This window comes from Arthrobacter sp. DualSoilB13 (assembly GCF_055389195.1).
The window spans coordinates 2,456,533-2,480,646 of the sequence record NZ_AP035865.1 but is presented as its reverse complement, the minus strand read 5'-3'; the positions used below and the strand labels follow the sequence as shown (position 1 = coordinate 2,480,646).

The following is a 24,114-nucleotide window of genomic DNA, read 5'->3' as shown; positions in this document are numbered from 1 at the left end:
ACAGCAAACATCCAGGCAGAGGTCGTTGGGGAAGACGTACCTACAGCTATGGAGGATGGAATGTCTGTTGCAACAACCCGCGGTGTCTTGTTCGTGCACTCGGCCCCAACGGCACTTTGCCCGCACGTTGAGTGGGCCATTGGATCGGTCGTGGATAAGCGAACCGATCTTGAGTGGACCCCTCAACCTGCCGCGCCGGGAATGTTCCGGGCGGAGTTGTCGTGGACCGGCGCTCCGGGTACGGGGGCCCAATTGGCGTCCGCTCTCAGAGGCTGGGCACACCTGCGCTACGAGGTGACTGAAGAACCCAGCCAGGGGGTAGACGGTGCACGTTGGTCCCACACACCCGAGCTAGGTATCTTCCACGCCGTCACTGATGTTCATGGCAACATCATGGTGACGGAGGACCGCATACGCTACGCCTACGAGTCCGGCGCAGGAGACCCCTCCGCCGTTTACCATGAGCTTTCCTTGGCGCTGGGCGAAGCGTGGGATGAGGAATTGGAACCCTTCCGTCACGCAGCTGAGGGTGCGCCCGTGCGCTGGTTGCACCAGGTCGGGTAACAAAACCGATTTAAGCGTTTCCCCATAGCAAAAGGAAGGGCCCCACCTGCTGGTGGGGCCCTTCTTTTGTCTCATTGGGACGGCTGCGTAATTCCTCGCTCAGACGTTCCGGACAGCGATGACGGCGTTGTGCCCGCCGAAGCCGAAGGAGTTACTCAAGGCCACGATGTCGCCGGCGGGAAGATCGCGAACGGACGTCACGACGTCGAGGGGGATCTCGGGATCCTGGTTCTCGAGGTTGATAGTTACCGGCGCCTTGCGCTCGTAGACGGCTAGTACGGTCAGGACAGCCTCAACGGCCCCTGAAGCACCCAGGAGGTGACCCATTTGCGACTTGGTAGCGGAGACCGCCACGTTGTCTACATGCGTGCCCAGGGCGGCGCGTAGGGCCGTGTACTCAGGCTTGTCGCCAACGGGAGTTGAGGTGGCGTGTGCGTTGACGTGCACCACGTCCTCCGCTTGGATCCGGCCATCGAACATGGCCGCCTTCAGGGCACGGGTTGCGCCCAGGCCCTCCGGGTCCGGTGCCGTGATGTGGTAGGCATCGGCAGTGACGGACGTCCCAGCGAGTTCGGCATAAATGCGCGCCCCTCGTGCGATCGCGTGTTCCTCGGCCTCGAGGACCAAGGCGCCGGCGCCTTCGCCCATGACAAAGCCGTCACGGTCGATGTCGTATGGACGGGAGGCACGTTCCGGCTCGTCGTTGCGACGCGACAAGGCCTGCATGGAGGAGAACGCAGCCAAGGGCATCGGGTGGATGGCAGCTTCAGCACCACCACACACCACAACGTCTGCTTTGCCGGAGCGGATCAGGTCCAATCCGAGGTGGAGGGCCTCGGTGCCGGATGCGCAGGCCGAAACGGGAGTGTGCGCGCCAGCGCGGGCACCGAGGTCGAGGCTGACAGCGGCTGCCACGCCATTGGGCATGAGCATGGGAACAGTCATGGGCAGGACCCTGCGGGGGCCTTTGTCCCTGAGCGTGTCCCACGCATCCAGCAGCGTCCAGACACCGCCGATGCCGGTGGCGAATGCTACGGCGAGCCGGTCGTGGTCGATTTCTTCGATCCCGGAGTCAGACCATGCCTCACGCGCTGCGATGACACCAAACTGCGTGGAGGGGTCCATGCGCTTGGCCTCAACGCGGCTCAGGACCTCGAGTGCCGGCGTCGAGCACCGTGCAGCAAAGTGGACGGGGAGGTCGTACTTGGTCACCCACTCGTCGCCAAGCGTGCGGGCGCCGGAGACCCCTTTCAGCGCGTTCTGCCACATTGTGGGTACGTCGCCGCCGATGGGAGTGGTGGCCCCCAGACCGGTTATGACTACTTTGCGTGCCATGCGATCACTCTCTGTCGGATAGCCGTCCCGCATGCGCGGTTCACAGGGGGAGGCAAGAAAATCTATGGGTGTTACTGCGGCTGTGCCGGGCGCAAGGATAGGGATCCCGGCCCGGCACAGCTGGTGACAGGACTAGGCCTGTGCGTTGGCGATGAAGCTGACGGCATCGCCGACGGTCTTGAGGTTCTTGACCTCTTCGTCCGGGATACGTACGCCGAACTTCTCTTCAGCGTTCACGACGATGGTCATCATGGAGATGGAGTCGATGTCCAGGTCCTCGGTGAAGGACTTGTCCAGCTCCACGGCTTCGGTGGCGAGGCCGGTTTCTTCGTTGACGATTTCAGCCAGGCCGGCCAGGATCTCTTCGTTGCTAGCCATTGTTGGCTCCTTTTCTTGTTGGACCGGCTACTGCCGGAAAGGGGGCAAACCGCGGGTTGCGGCTTGGGTTTGTAAGTCGTATTCAGTTGGGCTGTTGCCAGGTGACCGGGAGGAGGCCCGGCTACGGCAGAACCACTACCTGGGCGCCGAAGACCAGTCCGGCGCCGAACCCGATCTGCAGTGCCAGGCCGCCGCTCAGCTCAGGGTTCTCCTGGAGCAAGCGGTGTGTTGCCAACGGGATGGATGCCGCGGACGTGTTGCCCGCTTGGGCGATGTCGCGGCCGATGACAACAGATTCGGGAAGCTTGAGCTTCTTGACCATCTCGTCAATGATGCGCATGTTCGCTTGGTGGGGAACGAAGGCAGCGAGGTCGCTGGCTTCGATGCCGGCGGCGTCCAGAGCCTGCTGCGCTACCTTGGCCATTTCCCAGACGGCCCAGCGGAACACGGTCTGACCGTCCTGCCGCAGGGTGGGCCAAACATCCTGGGTTGCCGAAAGAATGGCGGGGTCGTCAGTTTCATCGGAGTGCCGCGCGGATTCGCCCAGCTTTTTGACGTCCTCCAGGGAGTGGGTCATGCCGATGGCGTCCCACTTGCTTCCATCGGAGCCCCAGACCGAGGGGCCGATGCCGGGAGTCTCAGATGGGCCAACCACAACGGCACCTGCGCCGTCGCCGAGCAGGAAGGATATGGTGCGCTCGTGGTTATCGATGACATCGGAGAGCTTCTCCGCACCGACAACCAGGACGTACTGGGCTGCACCTGAACGTACCAGGGCATCGGCCTGGGCCACTCCGTAGCAGTACCCTGCACAGGCGGCCGAAATGTCGAAGGCCGGTGCCGGCGTCGCGCCCAAACGGTCGGTGAGTGCAGCGGCGGCCGACGGAGTGGCGTAAGGGTGTGTCACGGTGGACACGATCACGGCGCCCAGTTGGGAGGCTTCGATTCCGGCTTGCTTGAGCGCTTCGCGTGCAGCGCCTTCTGCCATGTCGATGACGCTGACGTCAGCAGCAGCGCGGTGGCGGGTGATGATTCCGGTGCGCTGGCGGATCCATTCATCCGAGGAGTCGATCCACTGGCAGACGTCGTCGTTGGTGACGATGACATCCGGGCGGTATGCACCGATGCCCAGGATGCGGGCATTCTCGTTGACAACAGCCTTGTTCAATACGGGAGTGCTCATGCCTGTCCCTCCAGTTCTGCGAAGAGCGCGAGAGCCGCGGACAGGTCATCCGGGGTTTTCACGGCAACAGTCTTGACGCCAGGCATGCCGCGCTTTGCGAGCCCTGCGAGTGTGCCGGCCGGTGCCAGTTCAATGACGCCGGTGACGCTTCGCTCAACCAGCGTTTCCATGCACAGATCCCAGCGGACCGGCCGTGAGACCTGCGCAATCAGGCTTTCCACGGCTGCAGGACCTGCTGTAACTTCCTTGCCGTCGAAGTTGGACAACAGCGGAACAGCCGGGTTCTGCGGCGACAAGGACGGCTTGAGGGCTTCGAGGGCGCTGACCGCCGGTGCCATGTGGGAAGTGTGGAAGGCGCCGGCAACCTTCAGCGGGATGACGCGGGCCTTCGCCGGTGGGTTGTCCGCCAAAGCCTTGAGCTGTTCGAACGTCCCCGCGGCAACTGTTTGTCCGGCACCGTTGACGTTGGCCGGAGTGGCGCCCGTGGCTTCAATAGCTGCCAGGACCTCCGCGGGGTCTCCGCCCACAACTGCACTCATGCCCGTGGGCGTCACGGCAGCTGCTGCGGCCATGCTGTTGGCGCGTTCCCGAACGAAGGTCATTGCCTCGGACTCGGTGAGCACACCGGCAAGGGCTGACGCCGTGATTTCGCCGACGGAGTGCCCGGCGAGGATGACGGGAAGTGTGCTGAGTTCGACATCGAACAAGGACTTGGCAGCCACCAGGCCGGCAGCGACGATCAGTGGCTGCGCTACGGCAGTGTCCTTGATGGTCTCTTCATCCGACGTGGTTCCGTGGGCCTTGAGGTCAATGCCTGCGATTTCGCTTAGTGCGGCCAATTGGCCTTCGACGGAGGGGAGTTCCAGCCAAGGGGCCAAAAATCCGGGGGTCTGGGAGCCCTGTCCAGGGCAGACGATTGCAAGCACGTATCCAGCTTTCCAAATTGGCGCGTGATCCACTGGTGTTTTGGTACACCAAGCTCACTGGGTCAGTTTGTAGGAAGTCTACAACGGTTCAGTTCTGTGAACGTGACGCGTGACGTTCGGGAGCAGCTTTTGGTTGGGCTGAAAGACGGCCAACCACCAGCGCCGTTTGCAGCACAAACGCCTCCCGCGGGAGGAGAGGATCCCACCCTGTTACGTCGCAGACACGCTTCAAACGGTAGCGCACAGTGTTGGCATGGACGAACAGTTCACGCGCAGTGGCTTCCAGTGAGTGCCCCAATTCCAAGTACGTTCCCAAGGTCTCAACGAGGCCATTGGAGGCGGCCAGCAGAGGCCTGTAAATGTTTTTGATCAGTGATCTGCGGGCGGCGTCATCACCGGAAACAACCCGCTCCGGAAGGAGATCGTCGGCAGCTACGGGCCGTGGTGCGGAAGGCCACGCACGGGCCGCAGTGAGCCCTGCGAACGCCGCCTGGGCTGAACCGCTCGCCTCCAGCAAGGAACCTGCTTCCGGTCCGTAGACCACGGCGCCGGGGGCAAAAAGCTCACTGAGCTTGACGTAGGCGGTGTCGCGGTCCTGCAGGCCGCCAAGGATGAGAATGAGCCGATCACCCTGGATTCCTACGAGTGCGTCCTCGGCGAAGCGGCCGGCAGTGCGGCGGAGTTCGCTAACGTAACTTGCGCTTGGTTCCGAGGGCGAATTTCCCACCATTACGGTGAATCGCTCCTGAGCTTTCCAGCCAAGGGCGGCGATTCGGGACCTCAGGGCATCAGTGTTTTCGCCCCGCAGAATGGCGTCAACGATCAGCGCCTCAAGGCGTGTATCCCATGAACCTCGGGATTCGGCAGCCCGTGCATACACATCGGCGGCCGCGAAGGCCACCTCCCGTGAATAGCGCAGGACGGCTTCGCGGAGTGAGGGCTGGTCCGATTCCGGCGCAATGACAGGTACCTGGTCCTCCACGACTTCCACAACGATGCGGATCAGTTGCAGGGCCTTTTGCAGGCTGATGGAGCGGGTCAGCTCAGTAGGGGCGTTGCCAAAGACGTCGGTGAGAATCCACGACGGTGAACTGGGCCTCTCGTACCACGTCACAAAGGCGGCAATGCCGTTCTGGGCCACCAGTCCCAAGGCCGAGCGTTCGTCGGAGCTCAGACGGCCGTACCATGGCAATGATTTCTCCAGTTGGCGCATGGTGCTGGTGGACAATTGGCCCACATTGGCGCGGAGTTGCCGCAGGGTTTCGGCCTTTTCGGGTGACAATGCCTGGGGCGCTGCCTTGCGCTTGGTAGTGGTTTTGCTCGGCTCTGCCATGGAACGAGCATACGGCCCATCCCGGACAAGCTCCATTTGTGCGAAGGCTACAACTCTTGTTGTTGCTGGTCACGTCGTTGCCGGCACGCCCAGCCCGGTTAAAACCCGACGGCGGCCCTCACCTTTCGGTGAAGGCCGCCGTCGCGGTTAGTGCTGGCGTAGCTGGTGACTGCAGGAGTCACCCACTATCAGTTAGGCGTCGCCGCCTGCTCCGCCTGTGGTGCCGGCGTTCACATCCAGAAGCCGGTACTTCTCGATCGCCTTTTCCAGCGCACCTGCTTCAACTTCTCCCTTGGCGGCGAGGAGCTGGAGGGTTTTGGCGACGATGGAGTGGGTGTCGTTTTTGAAGTAGCGGCGTGCGGCTTGGCGGGTGTCGGAGAAGCCGAAGCCGTCTGCTCCGAGGGAGGCGAAGTCGTTGGGGATGAATTGGCGGATTTGGTCGGGGACGGCTTTCATGTAGTCGGACACGGCGATGACGGGTCCGGTGGTGTCTTTGAGTTGTTCGGTGATGAAGGGTGTGCGGGTGGGTTGGCCGGGGTTGAGGAAGGCGTGTTCTTCGGCGGCGAGTCCGTCGCGGCGGAGTTCGTTCCAGGAGGTCACGGACCAGACTTCGGCGGCGACTCCCCAGTCTTCGTTCAGGATCCGGGCTGCTTCGATGGCCCAGGGCACGGACACGCCGGAGGCGAGGATGTTCGCGGTGGGCCGGTTTGAGTCGCCTTGCGGGGCTTCTGCGAGGCGGTAGATGCCTTTGAGGAGTCCGTTGATGTCGAGGTTTTCCGGTTCCGCGGGTTGGGTGATGGGTTCGTTGTAGACGGTGAGGTAGTACATCACGTTCCGGTCTTCACCGGTGCCGTCAGTACTGTCGGGTCCGTACATTTCTTCGAGGCCGTGGCGGATGATGTGGCCGATTTCGTAGCCGTAGGCGGGGTCGTAGGTTTTCACGGCGGGGTTGGTGGAGGCCAGGACGGGGGAGTGTCCGTCGGCGTGTTGGAGTCCTTCGCCGGTGAGGGTGGTTCGTCCTGCGGTGGCGCCGATGATGAAGCCGCGGGTCATTTGGTCTGCTGCGGCCCAGAACGAATCTCCGGTGCGTTGGAAGCCGAACATGGAGTAGAACACGTAGATCGGGACCAGGGGTTCGCCGTGGGTGGCGTAGGAGGTCCCGGCGGCGGTGAACGCTGCGACGGCGCCGGCTTCGTTGATGCCGGGGTGGATCAGTTGCCCGGCGGGTGATTCTTTGTAGGCCAGGACGAGGTCGCGGTCCACGGAGAGGTAGTTCTGGCCTTTGGGGTTGTAGATTTTCGCGGTCGGGAAGAACGCGTCCATCCCGAAGGTCCGGGATTCGTCCGGGACGACGGGCACGAAGCGTGCGCCGAAGTTTTTATCCCGCATGAGGTCCTTCAACAGCCGGACGAAGGCCATGGTGGTGGCGGCTTGTTGTTTCCCGGATCCGCGTTTGGCGACCTCGTAGGATTTGGCCTCGGGCAGGGTCACGGGGGTGTGTTGGCGGCGGCGTTCGGGGACGAACCCGCCAAGTTCTGCCCGGCGGTCCATCAGGTATTTGATTTCCGGGGCGTCCATGCCGGGGTGGTAGTACGGGGGCCGGTAGAGGTCAGCGTCGAGTTGGTCATCGCTGATGGGGATCCGGAGGTGGTCACGGAAGGCTTTGAGGTCTTCCATGGTGAGTTTCTTCATTTGGTGGGTCGCGTTGCGGCCCTCGAAGTGGGGGCCCAGGCCGTAGCCCTTGACCGTTTTGGCCAGGATCACGGTGGGTTTGCCCTTGAATTCGGTGGCTGCCTTGTAGGCGGCGTAGACCTTGCGGTAGTCGTGACCGCCGCGTTTGAGGCCCCAGATCTGCTCGTCGTCCAGGTCCGCGACCATGTCTTTGGTCTGCGGGGATTTGCCGAAGAAGTGTTCCCGGACGAACCCGCCGGACTCGGCTTTGTAGGTTTGGTAGTCACCATCGGGGGTTTCGTTCATGATTTTCACCAACGCCCCGTCCTTGTCCGCTTCCAGGAGGGAATCCCATTCCCGGCCCCAGACGACCTTGATCACGTTCCAGCCCGCACCGCGGAAGAACGCTTCGAGTTCCTGCATGATCTTGCCGTTGCCGCGGACCGGTCCGTCCAGGCGCTGGAGGTTGCAGTTGATCACGAAGTTCAGGTTGTCCAGGTTCTCGTTCGCGGCGAGCTGGAGCAGGCCACGGGACTCGGGCTCGTCCATTTCCCCGTCGCCGAGGAACGCCCAGACCTGCTGATCGGAGGTGTCTTTGATGCCACGGTTCTGCAAATACCGGTTGGACTGGGCCTGGTAGATCGCGTTCATCGGGCCGATACCCATGGACACGGTGGGGAATTCCCAGAAATCCGGCATCAACCGCGGGTGCGGGTACGAGGACAGGGCATGGCCTTCTTTGGACTTTTCCTGACGGAACCCGTCCAAGTCCTCTTCCGTGAGGCGGCCTTCCATGAACGCCCGGGCGTACATGCCCGGCGAGGCGTGACCCTGGAAAAACACCTGATCCCCGCCCGAGGGGTGGTCCTTGCCGCGGAAGAAGTGATTGAAACCCACCTCATACAGGGTCGCAGCACCGGCATAAGTGGAAATGTGCCCGCCCACACCAATATCGGACCGCTGCGCACGATGGACCATCACCGCAGCGTTCCAGCGCATATAAGCCCGGTACCGGCGCTCGAACTCCTCGTTCCCCGGGAACTGTGCTTCCTGGTCCACCGGGATCGTGTTCACATAATCAGTGGTCGTCACCATCGGCACACCCACCGACCTCGCACCAGCACGCTGCAACAACGAACGCATAATGTACTGGGCACGCTCGGTACCCTGCTCCGCGATCAACGCATCAAGGGACTCAATCCACTCCGCGGTCTCTTCCGGATCACGATCAGGCAGCTGGGCAGTCAACCCGCTGAGGATGTGTGAGGTCTCTTCTCCTGCAGCCACGTCCAACCTTCCTTTAGGCGCATGCATCGGCGCCTCAAGTCCGGCAGGGTATCTGCCCGTCGTGAACGCGTCGTGTGCGACATCTCTGTTTCAACAGCCCGGTCGGATGCGCCGGGCAGGTCTTGTGAGCGCGTGGCTGCCTTTGGGAACTTCCCGGGGCGATCGCCCTGCAGCCGTAGCACTCATGGCCACTCTAGCTTTCGCGGCGTCGCGATGCGTAGCCGCGGGACCTGAGGAGCGTTGTATGTCACAGTCCGGGCCCCTCCGTGACGCAAAGCACGCGATCTTCGAGGACCCAAAACACCGTGTGGAATGCGGAATATGGCCGCTGGCTGGGACAATGGCTTGAAGCACACGCCCAAAGGGTGTTGGCTGTTAGTAATGGAAGTCACTGCAAAAGGAGGAAACGTGAGCGAGGCCGACGCCGCCACATCGGTAAATGTGGCGGAAAGAATGGGTTTCAAAGATGGGGATCTGATTCAGGAACGCGGCTACGACGACGACGTCGATTTCGACTTGCGTGAGGACATCGAAGATGTCACTGGCTCCGAGTTGTTGGATGAAGATGATCATGATGTCGTGGATGCTGTTGTTTTCTGGTGGCGTGACGGCGACGGTGACCTTGTTGATGCCCTCATGGACTCTCTCACCAACCTGAAGGAAGGCGGAGTTGTTTGGGTGCTGACGCCAAAGTCAGGCCGTGACAACTACGTATCTCCGGCAGACATCCAGGATGCCGCACCCACCTCCGGGTTGCACCTGACTACATCGGCAGGGGTTTCAAAGGACTGGAGCGCCACGCGTTTGGTGCCCAAGAAGAACAAGTGACCGAAGTCCAACAGGTAGCTGCCTCCATGCTCGCTCCCCAAGTAGGGCAGCTCGCACCGGATTTTGAACTGCTGAACCAGTACGGTGAGCCTGTGCGCTTGACCGACTTTCAAGGCCGCAACGTTGTTGTCGTGTTCTTTCCTTTTGCCTTCTCCGGGATTTGCACGGGGGAACTTTGTGAGATTCGCGACAACATCGCTGCCTTCAAGGATTCGAACGCCACGGTATTGGCTATTTCCGTTGACAGTAAGTTCGCCCAGCGGGCCTACGCTGAGCACGAGCAGTTCGGCTTTGATCTCTTGGCAGACTTTTGGCCACACGGGGCGGTAGCAAGAAACTACGGTGTCTTCGACGAAGCGAGTGGCATGGCGTTGAGGGGGACGTTCATCATCGACGCTTCGGGACTCGTCCAATATGTGGTTATCAACCCTCGCGGCCAGGCAAGGGACTTTGCCGAGTACCGTCGGGCGTTGTCGGCGTTGGCAGGGCAGTAGTCGTGAGCCGTCACAGCCCCGGGGTGGGTATGACTGGATTTGCCAGCATGGCCCCTGCGCCGGCCGCGCAACTGAGCCCCAAGGAACTGGAAGAACTGAGGGCTGCCTTGGATCTCCTTGGGGGGAAGCGCTTGGCTGTTCTCACGGGGGCCGGGTTGAGTACCGATTCCGGAATTCCTGATTACCGAGGACCGGGTTCTGCGCCTCGGAACCCCATGACCTACCAGGAGTTCATAGGAAGTGAGCCGAATCGTCGCCGTTATTGGGCGCGGAACCACCTTGGGTGGTCCCATCTCAGGCACGCCGATCCTAATGCCGGGCATGTGGCCGTCGCCCTTCTGGAGCGGCGAGGTTTGCTGACAGGTCTTATCACCCAAAACGTTGACAGGTTGCACGAGGACGCCGGAAGCCTCAACGTGGTGGACCTGCATGGGCGCTTTGACCAGGTCATTTGCCTGGATAACGGGCACACCTTCAGCAGGCGCTTGATCGCAGCAATCCTTGAAGAAATCAATCCCGGTTTCCTGGAAGCCGCGTTGGAATCCGGAGTGGTGGAAATGGCTCCGGATGCCGATGCCACGGTGGAGGATTCTGAGCTCATCACCTCGTTCGTTATGGCTGTGTGCCCCATCTGCGGCGGGACGTTGAAGCCGGACTTTGTGTACTTCGGAGAGAACGTCCCCAAGGACCGTGTGGCCCGCGCTTACGGGATGGTGGATGATGCGGAGGCACTCCTCGTGGCGGGGTCGTCACTGACGGTTCAGAGTGGACTGCGGTTCGTGCGGCACGCTGCTAAAGCGGAAAAGCCAGTGGTTATCATCAACCGCGGAACTACCCGTGGGGATGACTTTGCACAGCTGAAACTGGAGCTGGGTGTGAGCGGCGCTTTGGACTACCTGGCACGCACTTTGCCGGATCTTCCCCGGGCTCATGAGCCGATTGGTGTTTCCGGCGGTTGATCATGTAGAGTCATTGTTCGTTGGTCGAAGCGCGGAGGAAGTTGCGAAGCGCGGAAACAGCACATTGGGTCTTTAGCTCAGCTGGTAGAGCGCCACGTTTACACCGTGGATGTCATCGGTTCGATCCCGGTAGGACCCACCAAGGAAAACCCCGCTGTTCAAGTCATAAGGCTTGGGCGGCGGGGTTTTTTGTGCCTCCGAATCCCGGCTCGGATCGATAGCTTCCGCAAACCTTAAATGTCAGAGCCACCCCCTACGGTTCTTTGCATGGAGCAGGTATACATCCCCACAGTTGAGCAAGGTGCCCCGGCAGTAATAGTGCGGGGAGGTAGGGAGTGGCCCATGGTTGTGGAACCTGTCCGCTGGTTTGAGCGGGTTGCCTGGTGGGAGGATTCCCGGCGGATGCCGCGGGGGCAGGGGCGGGTAGATGTTGAAGTCTGGCAGGTTCAGATTCGCTTGGGAGACAACCCGGAGTCTGGCATCGTCACCTGGGAATTGGTGCGGGACGGTTCCGGTGGCAGCTGGTCCGTACGGGGTGAGGAACTCGCTGCTGCGTAGAACTGGTCGGGGAAATGGATGAGCTCTCCACCACGACTATTGGGGGATGCCGCGGTGGAGAGCTCGAAGATGAATATACAGAGAACTTTTGGGTTTGAAAAGTATGGCCCATGCCCAAGGGTTAGGGCGGTCGGGTTCCAGCCCTTCTCGCGGTCCTCATTCCACTATGATGAGTAATGTTCAGCAGAATGGACACCGAATTGCGATGTTGAAGGAGAATCATGGCCGATTCCCGCTCCTCCCGTTCCGAAGGGCTGGGCGCCTCATCGCCGGCGCCCGCCGTCACTCGTGCCGCTGCGGTGCTGGAGGCGCTTGCGGAGTCGCCTGCAGGCCGCTTGACGCTCAGCGACCTCTCGCGTGAACTCGGCATCCCCAAGTCTTCTACCTCCAATTTGCTGTTGGCGCTCGAAGAGGCCCGCCTCATCACCAGGCAGGGCGCGAATTTTGCCTTGGGTAGAAAGCTCGTTGAACTCGGTGCTGCTTATCTCAGTCGACTCGACGAGGTCCAGGAGTTCTATAAATACTGTGAGCAGGCCCCTACGCTCTCCGGGGAGACCGTAAGGATCGCGATGCTCGACGGTGATCACGTCATCTACCTGGCCCGGTACGAGGGTCACCCGGCCGTTAGGTTAACGTCCAATATCGGCGACAAGATGCCCGTCTCGCTGTGCAGCGTAGGTAAGGCGCTCATTGCGCAGCTGCACGATCACGATATCGACTCCATGTTCCCTGATGGCATGGCGCTCCCCACCATGACTGCCAACTCCCTCAAGACTGCTGAGGAGCTCAAGGCGCAGATTTCCGCTATCCGTAAGCAGGGGTACGCGTTCGAAGACGAAGAGTCCACCGTGGGGGTGGTGTGCCTGGCCGTTCCTGTCCCCACTCATGGAGCCCATGGCCCCAGCCTCGGTCTGTCCGTGACAGCACTGAAGGCTACGTATTCGGACGAGCAAGGCGCGCTCATGGTCAAGGAACTCAAGGAGTTGGCACGGTCATTGGGCAACCCCATGGGCTAGTCTGACCGGCCTAATTAATAAATCTGATTACAACCTTGGCAGCGCGTTCAACAAGCTGTACGCTGTTCATCATAGTGATCTTGGCGGTGATGCCATCACTATCTCACTGGGCCAACGGGGGCCCGGGGTGATTTTGAGGGAGTGCTTGTGATAACTCGTGCAAATGAAAAGCTCGCAGCCGAGGCTGACGACGCCGTAGTTGAGCCGGAACAGCTCCGCAGGGCTACATTGGCCAGCTCTGTGGGATCGGCGCTGGAGTACTACGACTTCTACATTTACGGCTTGGCGTCGGCGCTGATCTTTGGTCCACTGTTCTTTTCGCCGCTGGGCCCCGATGGCGCACTGATTGCTTCCTTCGCAACCTACGGCGTTGGCTTCGCCGCACGGCCGTTTGGTGGTTTGATCTTCGGCTACATCGGGGACAGGTTTGGCAGGAAAATGGTGCTGATCCTGACCATCGCGTTGATGGGGACGGCGAGCTTTGCCATCGGCCTGCTCCCTACGTTCGAGCAGGCCGGAATGCTCGGCGCTGTTCTGCTGGTGACGCTGCGAATCGTTCAGGGACTGGGAGCCGGGGCGGAGCAGGCCGGCGCAACAACTTTGATCTCGGAAGTGGCTCCGCGTCGCCGTCGTGGGTTCTTCGCTTCGCTGCCGTTCGTCGGCATCCAGTTAGGCACGCTCCTCGGTGCCGGAACTTTTGCTCTTATTGCGATGGCGGATAAGTCCGTCCTGCAGGGCTGGTTGTGGCGAGTGCCCTTCCTTGCCAGCTTCATTCTGATCGCAGTAGCCATCTTCATCCGCCTCAAGCTCAAGGAAACCCCGGCCTTCCAGGAGCTGGAGAAGCACAAGAACGTGGTCAAGAATCCGATTGGCGCGCTCTGGAAGCACTCAAAGAAGAATGTCCTGCTGGGCATTGGTCTTCGCATGGGAGAGAACGGCAACTCATCGATCTACTCCGCACTGCTGGTGTCATTCATGAGCATGCCGGCAGGTGTTTTTGCAGGCAACAACTCGATTGGTCCTATTGGGTTGTTGATTGCGGCCGGGTTCGCCGCCGTTCTGGTGGTCACGTTCGGCGCGCTATCCGATAGGTTTGGTCGAGTGCCTGTCTACCGCTATGGAGCTCTCTTCCAGGCGATCATCGCGGTTCCCGCCTTCTATCTGGTCACTCTCGGAAACGTCACTCTGGTCTGGGTAGTCATGGCGGTGGGCATTGCAATCGGTGTCCAGTCGATGCTCGGCCCACAGTGCCCTCTGCTCCCCGAACTCTTCGGATCGCAATACCGTTTCACCGGCGTGGCCATGAGCCGCGAAATTTCAGCGGTTCTGGCTGGTGGCTTGGCGCCGCTGCTTGGCGCGCTCATGTTGGCTGCTACAAACCACTCATGGCTGGTCCTGGCCATCTACTCGCTGGTCCTGGCTCTTATCTCCTTCGTGACCACGTTCTTCACGCCTGAAACTGCAGGCAGGGACCTCGTCAGCACGGAAGACGCTAAATAGTTCCCCAACGAACAACCGGGCGCAGGAATACCTGAAAACCAACAGAAACAGCGCGGCACCTTCCTTGTGGAGGGTGCAGCGCTGCTTTGTCTTGGACACAAAAACGCGTCCGAGGAGTGTGATGGCAAAACCCCGGTGGCAGTGCAGAATTGGTGCAGCGAATGAGGAGCGTGTCCATGACGGCTACCAAGGGCCTCACATCACCGGAAAGTCCTGGTCAGGTCCGGGCGGGCGGACGGGGTACAAAGTTTAGGCCCGAGATCCAGGGCCTTCGATCTTTGGCCGTTCTCATGGTTGTCTCATATCACATCTGGTTTGGCCGGGTTTCCGGTGGGGTGGATGTCTTCCTGCTGATTTCGGCGTTCCTCATGACCCTGCAATTCGTGAGCCGTTTCGAGGATGCCCGGCCGGTATCACTGGTGCGGCACTGGTTGCACCTGTTCTGGCGACTGCTGCCCGCCGTCGTGGTGGTGCTGCTTGGCACGTTGGCGGCCACGTATGTGGTCATTCCCCGCACGCGATGGATCGAGATAGTCAACCAAGGCTGGGCGTCCCTCTTCTACGTTCAAAATTGGCTGCTTCAGCGCCAGGTGGTCAACTACTACGCTGCAGACCACAGCGTGGCAAGCCCTTTTCAGCACTTCTGGTCCCTGTCCATTCAGGGGCAAGTGTTCATCCTGTGGCCGGCCATTTTTGTTGCTACGGCCTGGGCGTGCCGCCGGTTCAGCTTGCGGTATCGGGCCGTGCTGCTAGGAGTGTTCGGACTGATTTTTGCAGTTTCGCTGGCTTATTCGGTCTATTTCACGGCCGCCCATCAGGAACTTGCTTATTTCGATACGTTTGCCCGGCTGTGGGAGTTTGCGTTGGGAACCCTGGTGGCGCTGTTGCTTCCCTATCTTCGGCCCGGCCGGGGGCTGAGGGGCGTGCTGGGGTGGGTGGGCATAGCCGCCATGCTGAGCTGTGGTGCTGTCCTGCAGGTCCAGACCGCGTTTCCGGGTTTCGTGGCGCTGTGGCCGACCCTCGCGGCCGTGGCTGTCATCGTCGCGGGGCAATCTGGAAGCCGCTTCGGAGTTGACAGGATCCTTTCGTCCAAGCTGCTGGTGGGGCTGGGCTCCACCTCATATGCCCTTTACCTGTGGCATTGGCCGCTGTTGGTGATCACCTTGGTGTGGATCGGCCAAGACCACGCAGATGCGATCACCGGCACCTTGATTGTGGGTGCGTCCTTGGTGTTGGCGTTTCTCACCACCAGGTTTGTAGAGCAGCCCCTGCGTGCATGGAGGTGGCCGGAAGCTAGGAAACGTCGTCTGGCTGTGGCTGTGCTGGTTTGCCTGGCAGTGGCTGCAGCCCCGATGGCGCAGTTTGGATTCCAGCAACAGGCGGAGAAGAACCTTATTGCCAAGCAAAGTGATGATGACAACCCCGGAGCGCGGGCCTTGCTACCTGGCTACGTTGACCGGGTTGGCGACGGCGCACGGACGCTGCCCACCCCTGAGCAGCTTCCGGAAGATTGGGGAAAGCTCGATGGCCCGTGTACCAGTGAGCTCCGCCCCACGGATCCGGTGCTTTTTGCAGAGTGCCAGCAGAACGACGTCGGCGCTGACGCAGAGAAGACCGTCTTTGTGGTGGGTCAGTCCCATTCGCTGCAATGGCTCGGAGCGATCGGTCCGCTGGCCAAGGAGAACCGCTGGCGTGTCCAGGCAGTCACCTTCGGTGCCTGCCCTTTCATGACTGAAACCGATGAGGTAGGGGACGAATGCAATGCGTTCAACAGAAACGTCAGGGAACACATCCGTATCCATCGGCCCGATGCTGTCTTCCTGGTAGGAACAGCGGCAGTTCCCGACTCACCCGACGAGGACCTCACGTGGGGGCTCGACGAGTTGGTGGGTGAAATTACTGATCAGGGCGTGGAAGTCATCGCCATGCGGGACAACCCGCGTTTCTCCTTTAGCCCCAGCGAATGTGCCATGGCCTCCGGAGTGGATGATCCGCGGTGCCGCCCTGCCCTGTCTTCGGTGCTCGCCGAGACCAATCCTTTGGATCAGTTGGAAGGGACTTTCACGGGATTGTCCATCCTGGACATGACGGACCTGATCTGTGACGGCACGGCCTGTCCAGGCATTGTGGGCAACGTTTATGTTTACCTCGACGACAACCACCTCTCGAGCACTTATGTCAGGACCATGACCGACACGTTGTCCGAGAGGTGGCTTGACGCCACGGGCTGGTAGCAGGCCTAGTAGAAGTGAACCGGATCCACCACGTGCGGGAGTTCTCCACCGTCCAGGAATGAACGCAGGTTGCTGCAGAAGCGTTCGGCGATGAGCCGGTTTTCGGCAGCACTCAATGCAGAAGTGTGCGGGGACACCAGGACCTTGGGGTGGTTCCATAAGGGGCTGTCCTGGGGGAGCGGTTCCACCGCGAAAACGTCCAGGCAGGCGTATGAAAGCTGGCCGTTGTTCAGCGCCTCCAGCAAGGCGTCTTCATCCACTACGGTTCCGCGGCCCACGTTCACAAACACGGTGCCCGGTTTCATGGCGGAGAAAATGTCACTGTTGAAAAGATTCTCCGTGTACGGCGTGCCGGGAAGTGTATTGATCACGGCATCGGCATCAGCCACCAGGCGGGGAAGACCATCATTGTTGGTGACCTCCTCGATTCCCTCGATGGGTTCCACAGTGCGCTTGGTTCCGCTGACTTTCATGCCCAGCGCCCGTGCGATTCGGGCAGTTTCCATGCCAATTTCACCGAGGCCGGCGATGACCACTTTCGAGCCGTTGGCCAGTTTGGTGGGTGTTCTCAGCTCTGGCCAAACCTTGGCGGCTTGATCCTGTGCCATTTCGGCGCTGCGCTTGAAGCCGTTGAGGATGCCGAAGGCTGAAAACTCTGCCAGCGGCAGCGCGTGGACACCTGCGGACGTGGTCACGCGGAACTTCTGCAGGGTTTCGGTGTCGAGCCCTGAAGCCTTGACCGCGCCACCGGCTCCTGCCGCCATGGCGTGAATCCACTGCAAGTGCGGGTTGCTCGCAGCGATGCGCGCCAATCCGGCTGGGCTTTCATTGGGGAAGCCGTACAGGACCTGTGCCCGGTTGAGCATGTCCCAGTAGCGTTCCTCCTGCTCGGGTGTGCGCGTGAATTCCGGATCGCCGGCGTGATCGGCCGGGAAGCGTTCCGGCGGCAGGAGCTCGGGTTCGTAGAGAATTGTTATGGAAGGATCTACGGCGCGGATCAGCTCTACATGCTCGGCTTCGAGGGGTACAGCGATGGCGATGGTAAGTTCATCAGTCGTCATAGTGTTCATCATACTGAATGACGGCTAGGATATTGAACAGAATTTCTATAGATGACCACAACGAAGTGAGGTTACCCACCATGACAAGCAAACGCGTAGGCTTCGTAGGCTTAGGTCTCATGGGAGCCCCCATGGCATCAAACATCGCCAGAGCCGGTTGGGACGTCACCGCCTGGAATCGCTCCGGGGCCGTCTTTGAAGGCCTCTCCGGCGTGCGGCGCGCAGCAGCCGTGGCGGAGCTGCGGGACGAGGACACCATCATCTTTATGCTCCCCGATCTGCCCTTCATCGAGGAAGCCGCCGCGGACCTTCTCGAATCATGGCGGAACAAGGCACCCCGGCCGGGTACCGCCGTCGTCGTCATGAGCAGCGTTTCCCCCACCGCGGTCCAACTGTTTGGCGACACCGTTCACGAGGCATCCGGCGGTAACGCCGCGGTGGTGGACGCGCCGGTCAGCGGCGGTACCGCCGGGGCGCACAGCGGAAGCCTTGCCATCATGGTGGGCGGCACCCAAAGCCAGTTCGAAGCGCTCAAGCCGCTTCTGGAAACCATGGGGACCACGGTCCGGCGCATGGGGCCGCTGGGTTCGGGGTCGCTCGCCAAAGCCTGCAACCAACTCATCGTAGGGACAACGACGGCGGCCCTCTCCGAAGCGGCTGAACTCGCGGAACGCTCCGGTATGGACGTGCGGGCACTCTTTGAGGTCCTTTCCGGAGGGCTGGCCGGAAGCCGGGTGCTGGAGAACGTTGGCCCACGCCTGGCCGCCAAGGACTATGCGCCCACCGGGCCGGCAAAGTTCATGCACAAGGACCTCGGCTTCGTGCTCACCAGCGCACAAGCCGTTGGTTCCGCGGTCCCCATGGCATCGGCAGCAATCGACCTTTACGCCGAACTCCAACGCCAAGGACTCGGTGATCAAGACCTCGCCGTTGTCCGTCAGGCCATCGCAAACCTCAGCCTTTCACCAGCCGCGACGTCGAACAGCAACTGAACCGGCGCAACACCAGAAGGAATGAAGAACAAAACTATGAATGGACTTTTTGATCTGACCGGGCGGGTTGCCTTGGTCACTGGTTCAAGCCGCGGTATCGGCAATGCCCTGGCCAGGGGCCTTGCCGATGCCGGCGCGACGGTGGTGCTCAATGGCATCAGCACTGAACGCCTGGAGAAAGCCCACCAGGCCATGGCCGCTGACTATCCGGTGGAAAGGGTCCATAGCCGGGCTTTCGATGTCACCGACGCAACGGACGCTGCTGAGGGTGTGGCTTGGATTGAACAGAACGTGGGGCCTTTGGACATCCTGGTTAACAACGCCGGAATTCAGCACCGTGTCCCCATGCTGGAGCTCGACGTCAAGGACTGGGACCGCGTCATTACCACGGACCTCACCAGCGCCTTCCTGGTAGGCCGGGAAGCGGCACGGCATATGATCCCCCGGGGTCACGGCAAGATCATCAACATCTGCTCGGTTCAAACGGACCTGGCGCGCCCCACCATCGCCCCCTATGTGGCTGCCAAGGGCGGTCTCCGTAACCTCACCCGCGCCATGACGGCAGAATGGGCCGCCTCCGGTTTGCAGATCAACGGAATCGCGCCGGGGTACATCCACACGGAAATGACCCAAAACCTGGTGGACGATGCTGACTTCAACTCCTGGATCCTTGGCCGGACCCCGGCCAATCGCTGGGGCACTACGGCAGACCTTGCCGGGCCCACCGTATGGCTCGCCTCCCAGGCCTCGAACTTCGTGAACGGCCAGACGATCTTCGTCGACGGTGGAATGACGGTGGTGGTCTGATGAGCATTATTCTCCCGGCCTCAGGCCCCGCCGTGGTTGCCCATGGCAAGGGCGACCTTAGGATTGAAGACATCCCCTTGGCAATACCGGCTACCGATGAAGCGATCGTGGAGATCGCCTACGGCGGGATCTGCGGATCAGACCTTCACTACTGGCTGCACGGAGCAGCAGGGGAGTCCATCCTCAAAGAGCCCATGGTCCTTGGACACGAAATCGTGGGCGTAGTGGTCCAGCAGACAGCCGACGGTACCGGCCCCGCCGAGGGAACCCCCGTGGCCGTCCACCCAGCAACCCCGGCACCCGGCGACGTCAGATACCCCCAGGAACGGCCCAACCTCTCCCCGGGCTGCACCTACCTTGGCAGTGCTGCCCGGTACCCCCACACAGACGGCGCGTTCAGCCGCTACGCAAACCTTCCCTCAAGGATGCTGCGCCCGCTTCCGGAGAACCTGAATCTCCGTACTGCCGCCCTGGTTGAGCCCGCCAGTGTCGCTTGGCACGCCGTAGGCCGCGCGGGAGACGTCAGGGGAAAGACAGCCCTGGTGATTGGCAGCGGTCCGATCGGTGCACTCGCCGTTGCCGTCCTGAAGCGTGCCGGCGCGGCCCGGATTGTCGCCGTCGACATGCATGACAAGCCCCTGGAAATCGCCCTTGCCGTTGGCGCCGATGAGATCCTCAAAGGCGACAACACCGAGGCCATCGCGGCAGTGGACGCCGACGTCGTTATTGAATCCTCTGGAAGCCATTTTGGCCTTGCCTCGGCCATCAAGGGCACTACTCGCGGCGGCAAGGTGGTGATGGTGGGACTCCTGCCGTCCGGACCCCAGCCGGTGTTCATCTCCCTCGCCATCACCCGCGAGCTGGAACTCCTTGGCTCGTTCCGCTTCAACGACGAGATCGATGAGGTCATTGCTGCACTGGCCGATGGTTCGCTGTTCGTCGACCCCGTGGTAACCCACGAGTTCAGCCTTGCCCAGGGCCTGGAGGCTTTTGAGGTGGCGAAGAACTCCGCTGAATCCGGAAAAGTGCTGCTGAACTTTCAGGGATAAAGACTAGTTCCTGGCGACGGGGACGAACACGCGGGGCTGGTCATTCCAACTGGGTGCCAGCTCCGCAATGGTCTGCTTCATGATTTTTGCAGCGGCTTCGCGCGCGACGGACCCGTCGCCCGCATCAATCGCGTGGGCGACGTCCATGTGCCACTGAAGCGCTTGCTTCTGGGGATGTTCCGGCATAAGTCCGTGCACAGTTCTACCTGTGAGGGTCTCCGTGACCTGGCCAATCAGGTTGGCGAACATTTCGTTGCCGGAGCCGGAGAGGACCAACGCGTGGAACCTGATGTCGAGGTCAAGGAACCGGGCCATGTCACCGGCATCGCCGGCTTCCTTCATGGCAAGGGAGATGCCCACCAGCTCCTTCCGAAGACTTTCCGGGGCGTTCCCGGCGGCCAGTTCCGCTGCTATAGGTTCGACGGCGGAACGCAGCTCAGCGAGCGACCTCAACTGGGCGCCGCGCCCTTCGCCGGCCAGCCGCCAACGAATCACCAGAGGATCGAAAGGGTTCCAACGATGTGCCGGCAAGACCCTGATGCCTACTCGCTTGATGGTCTCCACAAGTCCCAGCGACTGCAGCACACGGACGGCTTCACGGACCACTGAACGCGAAACTTTGAGTTCGTCTTCCAAATGCTCGGCCAGCATGACATGGCCCGTGGGCAGGGCGCCGCCGACGATTTTGGTGCCCAAGTGCTCTACGGCGCGGTGGTGGAGGCTGGTTGACATAGAGGTAAGCATAGTGGCGCGGCGACCTCAGATGCGCAGAGGAATCCGGGGCGGCATCATAGACTGTTTATGACGCGGCACCGTTCCAAAACGTGGGCGCCGCTTTCCCGCACCTGGCTTAAATACGTATGGTTTATTACAGCCCCTGGTTTTGAAATCGCTTCCCGCGTGCCCCATTGGGTATCGGGCGACTGTTTGTACACGAACTTGTACAAGAACGAAATGGAGTTTTGATGTCAGCACACATCGGTGTCACCGGCCTTGCGGTGATGGGCGCCAACCTGGCCCGCAACCTTGCCCGCAACGGCTTCACCGTGGCTCTCCACAACCGCTCCGTGGAAAAGACTGACGCCCTGCTGGAAAAGCACGGCACGGACGGCGACTTCATCCGCACGGAAACACTGCAGGAACTCGTCGACTCCCTTGAAAAGCCCCGCCGCGTCCTCATCATGGTCAAGGCAGGCGCTCCCGTTGACAACGTGATCGAGCAGCTCGAGCCGTTGCTTGAAGCCGGGGACATCATCATCGATGCCGGTAACTCGCACTACGAGGACACCCGCCGCCGCGAAGCTGCCCTGGCCAAGAAGGATCTGCACTTTGTCGGCGTCGGTGTCTCCGGTGGCGAAGAAGGCGCCCTGAACGGCCCGTCCATCATGCCCGGCGGCTCCAAGGAGTCCTACGACGCCCTCGGACCCCTGCTGGAGAAAATCTCCGCCAAGGTGGACGGCGAACCGTGCTGTGCATGGATCGGCACCGACGGCGCCGGCCACTTCGTCAAGATGGTCCACAATGGCATCGAGTACGCCGACATGCAGGTTATTGGTGAAGCATTCGACCTCCTCCGCTCCGGTGCAGGCATTGAGCCCGCCGAGCAGTCCAAGATCTTCGCTGAGTGGAACAAGGGCGATCTGTCCTCCTTCCTGATCGAAATCTCCGCAGAGGTCCTGGGCCACGTTGATGCCAAGACCGGCAAGCCGTTTGTTGACGTCGTGGTGGATGCCGCAGGTCAGAAGGGCACCGGACGCTGGACGGTCATCTCCGCTCTGGAACTGGGTTCCCCGGTCTCCGGCATCGCTGAGTCCGTTTTCGCCCGCGCACTGTCCTCCCAGACAGAGCAGCGCAAGCTCGGCCAGGAACTGCTCGCCGGTGAAGAAGCTTCCGTGGAAATCCCTGAAACCTTCGTCGAGGACGTCCGCCAGGCTCTCTACGCCTCCAAGCTGGTCTCCTACGCCCAGGGCCTGGACATGCTGACCTCCGCCGCCAAGGAGTACGGCTGGGACCTCAAGCTGGACGAGATCGCTTCCCTGTGGCGCGCCGGCTGCATCATCCGCGCAGAACTGCTCAAGGACATCACCAAGGCCTACGCTGCCGATGAGAAGCCCGCCAACCTGCTGTTTGCGCCGGCCTTCACCAAGGCCATCGCTGAAGCGCTTCCGGCTTGGCGCCGGGTTGTAGCCACGGCTGTCCAGCTGGGCATCCCCGTTCCGGTGTTCTCGTCCTCCCTGGCGTACTACGACGGCCTGCGCCGCAAGCGCGTTGCCGCTGCCCTGATCCAGGGCCAGCGCGACCTCTTCGGTGCACACACCTACGGTCGTGTGGACACCGAGGGTACGTTCCACACCCTCTGGGGCGAAGACAAGTCCGAGATCTCGGCCGTCGACACCCACTAGCAGCACCCTTCCCGCAAGGCCGGTTCCTCCCAGTTACGCTGGGTGGGCCGGCCTTTGCCGTAGTGAATTGTTTTCCGTTCCTTACCGAACTCAAGGAGACCAGCCATGGCACCCCGTATCGCGTTTGTCACCGGGGCGTCCACCGGGATCGGTTTCGACGCGGCCATAGCACTCAGGTCAGCTGGTTTCACTGTCTATGCAGGCGCACGACGTGTGGGCAAGATGGAGCCGTTGAAGCAACACGGCATTAGTGTTCTGTCTTTGGATGTCACGTCGGAGGAATCGATGGCGTCCGCGGTGGCGCTGATCGAAGCTGCCCATGGACCAATTGACGTGCTGGTCAACAACGCGGGCTACGGTTCCTATGGCTCACTGGAGGAAGTTCCTCTGGCTGAGGGCAGGCGGCAATTTGAGGTCAATGTCATGGGTCTGGCGAGGATGAGCCAACTCGTCATTCCCGGGATGCGCAGGGCCGGATCAGGCCGGATCATCAACATCACCTCAATAGGCGGCAAAATATATGAGCCGTTGGGCGCCTGGTACCACGGCACCAAGTTTGCGGTGGAGGGCATGAGTGATTCGTTGCGGCTTGAGTTGAAGCCACACGGAATCGACGTGGTCACTATTGAACCATCGGGAACAGACAGTGAGTGGGGCGGCATTGCGGGGGAGGGCCTGCTCATGGCCTCGGGCAGCGGGCCCTACAGGCAACAAGCGCACGTTGTGGCTGCCGCGTTGGCATCCACCTCCGGAACCGGCCATGTGTTGTCTACGCCGGCGGGGGTTGTGGCCAGAACCATTACTCGCGCCGCAACGGCAAAACGCCCCAGAACCCGTTACCCGGTGGGTAGGGGCGCCTGGGGCGTCCTGGCGATGCGTAAGATTCTTCCGGACCGCGCCTTCGACATTGTCTTCTGGAACTTCTACCGAAGGCTTGCCGGTTAGATCCGGTATTCGATGTAGTACTCCGCCGGATCCACCGCCGGTTTGGTTTCGGACCGGGCATCACGGTGCCGCCACGTGGCGGGGATGCCTGTGATGATGGACTCCGGTGGTGCGTCCTTCACCACCACGGCGTTGGCGCCGATAGCGCTGCCGGCACCGATGGTAATGGGACCCAAGACCTTTGCACCGGCTCCAATGGTGACGCGGTCGCCGATGGTTGGGTGACGCTTGACCTTGGCCAACGATCGTCCGCCGAGCGTTACTCCGTGATAAATCATCACGTCCTCGCCGATCTCGGCTGTTTCACCAATCACCACTCCCATGCCGTGATCAATGAAGAACCGCCGGCCAATGGTCGCGCCGGGATGGATTTCGATGCCGGTGAGGAATCGAGCCAACTGGGATATCAGGCGCGCAGGAAAACGGAGCGCCGGATTCTGCCAGAGCCGATGAGTTATCCGATGCGCCCAAATGGCGTGCAGTCCGGAGTAGGCGAAAAAGTTCTCAAAAGAGCCTCGAGCCGCCGGGTCGTGGGACCGGGCGGCGTCGAGGTCTTCCTTAAGCCTTGCGAAGAAGCTCACAAAGACCTTTC

General features: G+C 61.2%; 22 protein-coding genes and 1 tRNA gene. 14 read left to right on the top strand and 9 right to left on the bottom strand.

The window, feature by feature from the left end; genetic code table 11:
* The first annotated feature begins 60 nt into the window (after nt 1-60).
* A complete protein-coding gene (locus tag ACZ5J0_RS11390; RefSeq protein ID WP_018776197.1) occupies nt 61-564 on the top strand; it encodes a DUF3145 domain-containing protein in 504 nt (167 codons plus the stop codon).
* A 99-nt stretch (nt 565-663) separates the two neighbouring features.
* Here ACZ5J0_RS11390 and ACZ5J0_RS11385 read toward each other — a convergent pair whose 3' ends face one another.
* From ACZ5J0_RS11385 to aceE, 6 genes are all read right to left on the bottom strand, one after another.
* A complete protein-coding gene (locus ACZ5J0_RS11385) occupies nt 664-1,899 on the bottom strand; it encodes a beta-ketoacyl-[acyl-carrier-protein] synthase family protein (protein ID WP_142938953.1) in 1,236 nt (411 codons plus the stop codon).
* A 132-nt stretch (nt 1,900-2,031) separates the two neighbouring features.
* On the bottom strand, nt 2,032-2,277 hold the full coding sequence (locus ACZ5J0_RS11380; RefSeq protein ID WP_011692310.1) for an acyl carrier protein: 246 nt from the start codon (nt 2,275-2,277) through the stop codon (nt 2,032-2,034).
* Nucleotides 2,278-2,398: 121 nt separating this feature from the next.
* A complete protein-coding gene (locus ACZ5J0_RS11375; protein ID WP_142938954.1) occupies nt 2,399-3,460 on the bottom strand; it encodes a beta-ketoacyl-ACP synthase III in 1,062 nt (353 codons plus the stop codon).
* On the bottom strand, nt 3,457-4,386 hold the full coding sequence (locus ACZ5J0_RS11370) for an ACP S-malonyltransferase (protein WP_464093154.1): 930 nt from the start codon (nt 4,384-4,386) through the stop codon (nt 3,457-3,459). The genes ACZ5J0_RS11375 and ACZ5J0_RS11370 overlap by 4 nt, the downstream gene beginning before the upstream one ends.
* Before the next feature lie 88 nt (nt 4,387-4,474).
* Complete coding sequence (locus ACZ5J0_RS11365) at nt 4,475-5,719, bottom strand: PucR family transcriptional regulator (RefSeq protein ID WP_142938956.1); 1,245 nt, start codon at nt 5,717-5,719, stop codon at nt 4,475-4,477.
* 192 nt (nt 5,720-5,911) lie between these two features.
* Entirely contained in the window at nt 5,912-8,704 is a 2,793-nt protein-coding gene (gene aceE, locus ACZ5J0_RS11360; protein WP_464093153.1) for a pyruvate dehydrogenase (acetyl-transferring), homodimeric type, read from the bottom strand.
* A 381-nt stretch (nt 8,705-9,085) separates the two neighbouring features.
* On the opposite strand from aceE, the gene ACZ5J0_RS11355 reads away from it, so the two are divergent.
* The 8 genes from ACZ5J0_RS11355 (at nt 9,086) to ACZ5J0_RS11320 (ending at nt 16,266) form a co-directional block, all read left to right on the top strand.
* A complete protein-coding gene (locus tag ACZ5J0_RS11355; RefSeq protein ID WP_024817136.1) occupies nt 9,086-9,505 on the top strand; it encodes a DUF3052 domain-containing protein in 420 nt (139 codons plus the stop codon).
* Nucleotides 9,502-9,999: a peroxiredoxin gene (locus ACZ5J0_RS11350; protein WP_166840463.1), complete on the top strand. Its 498-nt coding sequence runs from the start codon at nt 9,502-9,504 to the stop codon at nt 9,997-9,999. The genes ACZ5J0_RS11355 and ACZ5J0_RS11350 overlap by 4 nt, the downstream gene beginning before the upstream one ends.
* 29 nt (nt 10,000-10,028) lie before the next feature.
* Nucleotides 10,029-10,958: an NAD-dependent protein deacetylase gene (locus ACZ5J0_RS11345; RefSeq protein WP_208095840.1), complete on the top strand. Its 930-nt coding sequence runs from the start codon at nt 10,029-10,031 to the stop codon at nt 10,956-10,958.
* A gap of 66 nt (nt 10,959-11,024) precedes the next feature.
* Nucleotides 11,025-11,100: transfer RNA gene (locus ACZ5J0_RS11340), tRNA-Val, on the top strand.
* A gap of 125 nt (nt 11,101-11,225) precedes the next feature.
* Nucleotides 11,226-11,516, top strand: a complete 291-nt coding sequence (locus tag ACZ5J0_RS11335; protein ID WP_142938960.1) for a hypothetical protein — start codon at nt 11,226-11,228, stop codon at nt 11,514-11,516.
* A gap of 221 nt (nt 11,517-11,737) precedes the next feature.
* Entirely contained in the window at nt 11,738-12,532 is a 795-nt protein-coding gene (locus ACZ5J0_RS11330) for an IclR family transcriptional regulator (RefSeq protein ID WP_464093152.1), read from the top strand.
* Between the two features lie 141 nt (nt 12,533-12,673).
* On the top strand, nt 12,674-14,032 hold the full coding sequence (locus tag ACZ5J0_RS11325) for an MFS transporter (RefSeq protein ID WP_142938962.1): 1,359 nt from the start codon (nt 12,674-12,676) through the stop codon (nt 14,030-14,032).
* A gap of 176 nt (nt 14,033-14,208) precedes the next feature.
* Nucleotides 14,209-16,266: an acyltransferase family protein gene (locus ACZ5J0_RS11320; RefSeq protein ID WP_464093151.1), complete on the top strand. Its 2,058-nt coding sequence runs from the start codon at nt 14,209-14,211 to the stop codon at nt 16,264-16,266.
* Between the two features lie 5 nt (nt 16,267-16,271).
* On the opposite strand, the gene ACZ5J0_RS11315 is transcribed toward ACZ5J0_RS11320, so the two are convergent.
* Nucleotides 16,272-17,339: a D-2-hydroxyacid dehydrogenase gene (locus tag ACZ5J0_RS11315; protein WP_464093150.1), complete on the bottom strand. Its 1,068-nt coding sequence runs from the start codon at nt 17,337-17,339 to the stop codon at nt 16,272-16,274.
* Nucleotides 17,340-17,407: 68 nt separating this feature from the next.
* On the opposite strand from ACZ5J0_RS11315, the gene ACZ5J0_RS11310 reads away from it, so the two are divergent.
* Genes ACZ5J0_RS11310 through ACZ5J0_RS11300 form a run of 3 tightly spaced genes read left to right on the top strand, consistent with a single transcriptional unit; the run spans nt 17,408 to nt 20,175 of the window.
* Nucleotides 17,408-18,319, top strand: coding sequence for an NAD(P)-dependent oxidoreductase (locus ACZ5J0_RS11310; RefSeq protein WP_464093149.1), 912 nt, complete (start codon nt 17,408-17,410; stop codon nt 18,317-18,319).
* 36 nt (nt 18,320-18,355) lie between these two features.
* Complete coding sequence (locus ACZ5J0_RS11305; protein WP_142939134.1) at nt 18,356-19,126, top strand: SDR family oxidoreductase; 771 nt, start codon at nt 18,356-18,358, stop codon at nt 19,124-19,126.
* Nucleotides 19,126-20,175: an L-idonate 5-dehydrogenase gene (locus tag ACZ5J0_RS11300; protein ID WP_464093148.1), complete on the top strand. Its 1,050-nt coding sequence runs from the start codon at nt 19,126-19,128 to the stop codon at nt 20,173-20,175. Before ACZ5J0_RS11305 ends, ACZ5J0_RS11300 begins: the two co-directional genes overlap by 1 nt.
* Nucleotides 20,176-20,178: 3 nt before the next feature.
* On the opposite strand, the gene ACZ5J0_RS11295 is transcribed toward ACZ5J0_RS11300, so the two are convergent.
* Nucleotides 20,179-20,907, bottom strand: coding sequence for a FadR/GntR family transcriptional regulator (locus ACZ5J0_RS11295; RefSeq protein WP_464093147.1), 729 nt, complete (start codon nt 20,905-20,907; stop codon nt 20,179-20,181).
* A 233-nt stretch (nt 20,908-21,140) separates the two neighbouring features.
* Here ACZ5J0_RS11295 and gndA point away from each other — a divergent pair, with 233 nt between their 5' ends.
* Together gndA and ACZ5J0_RS11285 are read left to right on the top strand one after the other, a co-directional pair.
* Nucleotides 21,141-22,577 (top strand): NADP-dependent phosphogluconate dehydrogenase, encoded by a 1,437-nt coding sequence (gene gndA, locus ACZ5J0_RS11290; RefSeq protein WP_142938968.1) that lies wholly within the window; start codon nt 21,141-21,143, stop codon nt 22,575-22,577.
* Between the two features lie 105 nt (nt 22,578-22,682).
* Nucleotides 22,683-23,522, top strand: a complete 840-nt coding sequence (locus ACZ5J0_RS11285) for an oxidoreductase (protein ID WP_464093146.1) — start codon at nt 22,683-22,685, stop codon at nt 23,520-23,522.
* Here ACZ5J0_RS11285 and epsC read toward each other — a convergent pair.
* Nucleotides 23,519-24,103 (bottom strand): serine O-acetyltransferase EpsC, encoded by a 585-nt coding sequence (gene epsC, locus ACZ5J0_RS11280; RefSeq protein ID WP_062069163.1) that lies wholly within the window; start codon nt 24,101-24,103, stop codon nt 23,519-23,521. The genes ACZ5J0_RS11285 and epsC overlap by 4 nt on opposite strands.
* Between the last annotated feature and the right edge of the window lie 11 nt (nt 24,104-24,114).